The sequence below is a fragment of the Pseudoflavonifractor phocaeensis genome (assembly GCF_016901955.1).
GTDB lineage: Bacteria > Bacillota > Clostridia > Oscillospirales > Oscillospiraceae > Flavonifractor > Flavonifractor phocaeensis_A.
Genome location: NZ_JACJLC010000148.1, coordinates 1 through 3,735 on the forward strand (window position 1 = coordinate 1; position 3,735 = coordinate 3,735).

The 3,735-nt window shown below is 59.9% G+C and carries 5 protein-coding genes; all 5 read left to right on the forward strand.

Features of this window, described 5'->3' with window-relative positions; all coding sequences use genetic code 11:
- Positions 1–647 precede the first annotated feature (647 nt).
- The 5 genes from rpmH to jag all read left to right on the forward strand — a co-directional run bounded on the left by rpmH (position 648) and on the right by jag (position 3,620).
- Positions 648–782, forward strand: coding sequence for a 50S ribosomal protein L34 (rpmH, locus tag H6B51_RS16520; RefSeq protein WP_006570963.1), 135 nt, complete (start codon positions 648–650; stop codon positions 780–782).
- A 99-nt stretch (positions 783–881) separates the two neighbouring features.
- The gene (gene rnpA, locus H6B51_RS16525; RefSeq protein WP_204884697.1) at positions 882–1,229 is read left to right on the forward strand and encodes a ribonuclease P protein component; all 348 of its coding nucleotides are present in this window, start codon (positions 882–884) and stop codon (positions 1,227–1,229) included.
- Between the two features lies 1 nt (position 1,230).
- Positions 1,231–1,449: a membrane protein insertion efficiency factor YidD gene (gene yidD / locus H6B51_RS16530; RefSeq protein ID WP_204884698.1), complete on the forward strand. Its 219-nt coding sequence runs from the start codon at positions 1,231–1,233 to the stop codon at positions 1,447–1,449.
- 38 nt (positions 1,450–1,487) lie between these two features.
- Positions 1,488–2,774: a YidC/Oxa1 family membrane protein insertase gene (locus tag H6B51_RS16535; protein WP_204884699.1), complete on the forward strand. Its 1,287-nt coding sequence runs from the start codon at positions 1,488–1,490 to the stop codon at positions 2,772–2,774.
- 36 nt (positions 2,775–2,810) lie between these two features.
- Positions 2,811–3,620 carry an RNA-binding cell elongation regulator Jag/EloR gene (gene jag, locus H6B51_RS16540; RefSeq protein ID WP_204884700.1) on the forward strand — a complete coding sequence of 270 codons (810 nt, stop codon included), beginning with the start codon at positions 2,811–2,813 and terminating at the stop codon, positions 3,618–3,620.
- Positions 3,621–3,735 lie beyond the last annotated feature (115 nt).

Genomic DNA, 3,735 nt, shown 5'->3' on the forward strand with positions numbered 1-3,735 from the left:
ACCAGGTGTTGATGGCGGTGGGCGTCATTTCCTCCTCCATCAGTGAGAGCACCTTGGCCCATAGATCGGCCGGTAAATTCACGGAAAGACCACCTCTTTCGACAAAATAGATGGCCGGCGGCGGTCCGGAAAAAGCAAGGCCCCGAAAGCGGCGGCTTTCAAGGCCAGAGGCGACGCTTTTCCGGACCGCCGGAAACGGCGGAAGCCCGGCCGTCGGGACAGTCCCGGCCGCCGGACAGATACAGATAATTTAACGAGTATCATTATAGCAAATCCGCCGGTGGAAAGCAACGATACAATATAAAAAAAGAAACTGTTTTCCACCGGTTTTTCCACAATGAACGAACAGGGCGTCCACCTTTGTGGGAGGGGGTCTTTGGATGTCCCGACATCCGGGGTTTTGCCCCCACGATTGGCCGCAAGGTCCGCATGGGCCACAAGATATGGTATCATCCCCAAAGCCGAAGAAAAAAAGGGCAAAGAAAGCGAAATTAGTGGTTGACAGGCTATTTTAAAATAGGCTATAATACCATGTGCATCGTGTAAAAGTACTTGGTGTAAAGCAGTTTTATTTGACGACCGCAGCCGAGAGGCTGTTGTGGTGGGCGGGGCGACCCGCTTGATTTTTGTACAGGAGGTGTCCCAACATGGTTCGTACCTATCAGCCCAAGAAGCGCCAGCGCTCCAAGGAGCACGGGTTCCGTAAGCGTATGCGTACCGCCAACGGCCGCAAGGTCCTGGCCCGTCGCCGCGCCAAGGGCCGCGCCCGTCTGACCCACTGATGGGTCCGCAAATGGAATAGGGCATTTCATAAGGGGCGGGGGAGCTTTTCCCACCGCCCCTGCGCAGCATATGGAAAAAACCGGGAAGGGGTAAGGGCTGTGGAGCACACCGTCTCTCTCAAGCAAAACCATGTGTTCCGCCGCCTGTACAGTAAGGGCAAGAGCGGGGTCAACTCCTGCCTGGCCCTTTACTGCCGGAAGAACAACCTGCCCTGCAGCCGCCTGGGGATCACCGTAGGGGTGAAGGTGGGCAAGGCGGTGGTGCGCAACCGCACCCGCCGCCGCATCCGGGAGGCCTATCGTCTTCACGAGGCCCGTTTTCTCCCTGGCTACGATTTGGTGGTGGTGGCCCGGGTACGGGCCGGTCACTGCCGCTACCGGGAGGTGGAGCGCAGTCTCCTGGCTCTGGCGGACAAGCTGGGCCTGCTCCGGAAGGAGGAGGTCTGAGTTGAAGCGCCTGCTTTTGGCCCTCATCCGGTTTTACCGCCGGTATATTTCCCCCGGCCGTCCCCCCTGCTGCCGCTTTATCCCCACCTGCTCCGAGTACGCTCTGGAGGCGGTGGAGAAATATGGCGCGCTCAAGGGGGGCTTTTTGGCCTTGCGCCGCATTTTGAAATGCCAACCCTTCCATAAGCAGAAATCCATTCAGTACGACCCGGTGCCGTGACCCATCGCGGCAAGACAATGTAACTTGGAGGCGTGTCCATGGATATCATCCTCACCCCCTTTGCGTGGCTGCTGCAGGTGTTATATCACTTCTGCGGCAGCTATGGCCTTGCCCTGATCCTCTTTGCCCTGGTGGTCAAGGTGGTGCTCTTCCCCCTCTCTCTGAAGGGCAAGCGCAGCATGATCCAGATGAACATTCTTCAGGGTCAGATGCAGAAGCTGCAAAAGCAGTACGGCAAGGATAAGCAACGCTATAATCTGGAAGTCCAAAAGCTCTATGAGAAGGAAAAGGTCAACCCCATGGGGGGCTGCCTGTGGTCCTTCATCCCCCTGATCATCCTGATGATCCTCTATCCCATCATCCGGGAGCCCATCCACTACATGATGGGTATCAACGATGCCGACGTGCTCAATACCATTGCCCAGACCGTGAACTGGAGCACTCAGGCGGTGGATATGGGCTGGCTGAAGGAGGCTACCGATACCTTTGCCAATACGGGCTATAACCAGCTCTATCTGGCCTCCCTCATTACCCCTGAGAATCTGGAGGCCGTGAAGGCCGCCGTGGGCGAAGTGGGAAGCAATATTTTTGCCATCAACTTCGATCTGCTGGGCCTGGTGGATTTGTCCCAGATTCCCCAGCTGACCTTCTGGACCATGGCCGGCGGCTTTGGTCTGTTCCTGCTGCCGGTGATCTCCGCCGGACTGAGCGTGATGTTCTCCCTGGTTTCCATGAAGACCAACGCGGTGAACCAGCAGAGCAGTCAGACCAACTCCACCATGAAGTCCATGATGATCGTCTCCCCTCTGATTTCCCTGTGGATCGGCTTCTCCATGCCGGCGGCCCTGTGTGTCTACTGGATCGCCAACAGCCTGTTCTCCATGCTCCAGGAATTCCTCTGCGGCAAGCTGCTGAAGAAGGACTATGAGCAGGCCGCTCTGAAGCGGGCTGAGCGGGAGCGGCAGGAAAAGGAAGAGGAGCTGGAGGAGCGCCGCCGGAAGGCGGAGGAGCGTGCCCGGCGCATCGAGGAAGAGAAGCTCAACCGCGGCAAGAAGAAAAAGGCGGAAAAGAAGCCTCAGACCGACGAGGATAAGATCCCCGGCTCGGTAAAGGAGTACAGCCGGGTGGGCATCCGCCAGTACGCCCGTGGCCGGGCCTATGACCCCTACCGCTACAGCGAGAACGGCCCCACCGTCTGTCCCGGCGAGGAGCCTATCTTCCCCCCCAAGAGCGGCGCCGCCCCCGTTGTTGACGAGCCCGCCGCCATCCAGGCCCCCCAGGAGGTCCCCGGGGAGGCCGTGGAGACCAATCAGACAGAAGAATAACGGCGCTTGCCGTGGATTCATAAGGAGAGATACCCAATGCTGAAATGGATCGAGAGCACCGGCAAGACCGAGGAGGCCGCCATCGAGGCCGCCCTGCGGCAGCTGGGCATGGATCGGGACGAGGTATCCGTAGAGATCCTGGAACGGGCCAAGTCCGGATTTTTGGGCATCGGCAGCTGCCCCGCCAAGGTCAAGGTGACCTACGAGGCCCCTGACGAGCCCGCTCCCGTGGTGGAGCCTGTAAAGCCCGTCACCGTGAAGGAGGAGCCCGTACAGTCCGCTCCTCCCAAGGAGACTGTAAAACCCGCCTCCGTCAAGGAGGCTGTCAAGCCCGCCGCTCCTGCGGTGGAAGAGAGGCCCGGAGCCATCCCCGCCGGAGAGGACGGCAAGGCGGATCAGATCGCCGCCTTCCTTACCGGTCTGCTGGAGCACATGGGGGCTTCCGCCACTCCGGTGATCCGGATGGACGAGAAGGGCACCTATCAGGTGGAGCTGGTGGGCCAGAACCTGGGCGGCCTCATCGGCCGCCGGGGAGAGACCCTGGACGCCATCCAGCAGCTCACCGGCTATGCTGTCAACCACGGCCAGTCCAAACGGGTGAGGGTCCACGTGGACGCCGAGGGCTACCGGGCCAAGCGGGAGGAATCCCTGATCCGGCTGGCCAACAAGGTGGCCGGTAAGGTGGTGCGCTACCGCCGCAATGTGACCCTGGAGCCCATGAACGCCTATGAGCGCCATGTGATCCATACCGCCCTTCAGGACACCGCCGATGTGACCACCTACTCCATCGGCACCGAGCCCAACCGCCGGACCGTGGTGGCCTACAGCCGGGGCGAGCACCGGTAATACGCGAAAAGGGCCTGTTGCAAAATTGACAGTTTGCACAAACCTGTCATTGCGAGCCAGTGCGCACACTGGCGTGGCAATCCGTTTTCCCAGCAAAAGGAGACGGATTCCCACG

What these genes read in the sequence shown, in the direction of transcription:
- rpmH (WP_006570963.1), top strand. Translation starts at nt 648, where the DNA reads ATGGTTCGTACCTATCAGCCCAAGAAGCGCCAGCGCTCCAAGGAGCAC.
- H6B51_RS16535 (WP_204884699.1), top strand. Translation starts at nt 1,488, where the DNA reads ATGGATATCATCCTCACCCCCTTTGCGTGGCTGCTGCAGGTGTTATAT.
- jag (WP_204884700.1), top strand. Translation starts at nt 2,811, where the DNA reads ATGCTGAAATGGATCGAGAGCACCGGCAAGACCGAGGAGGCCGCCATC.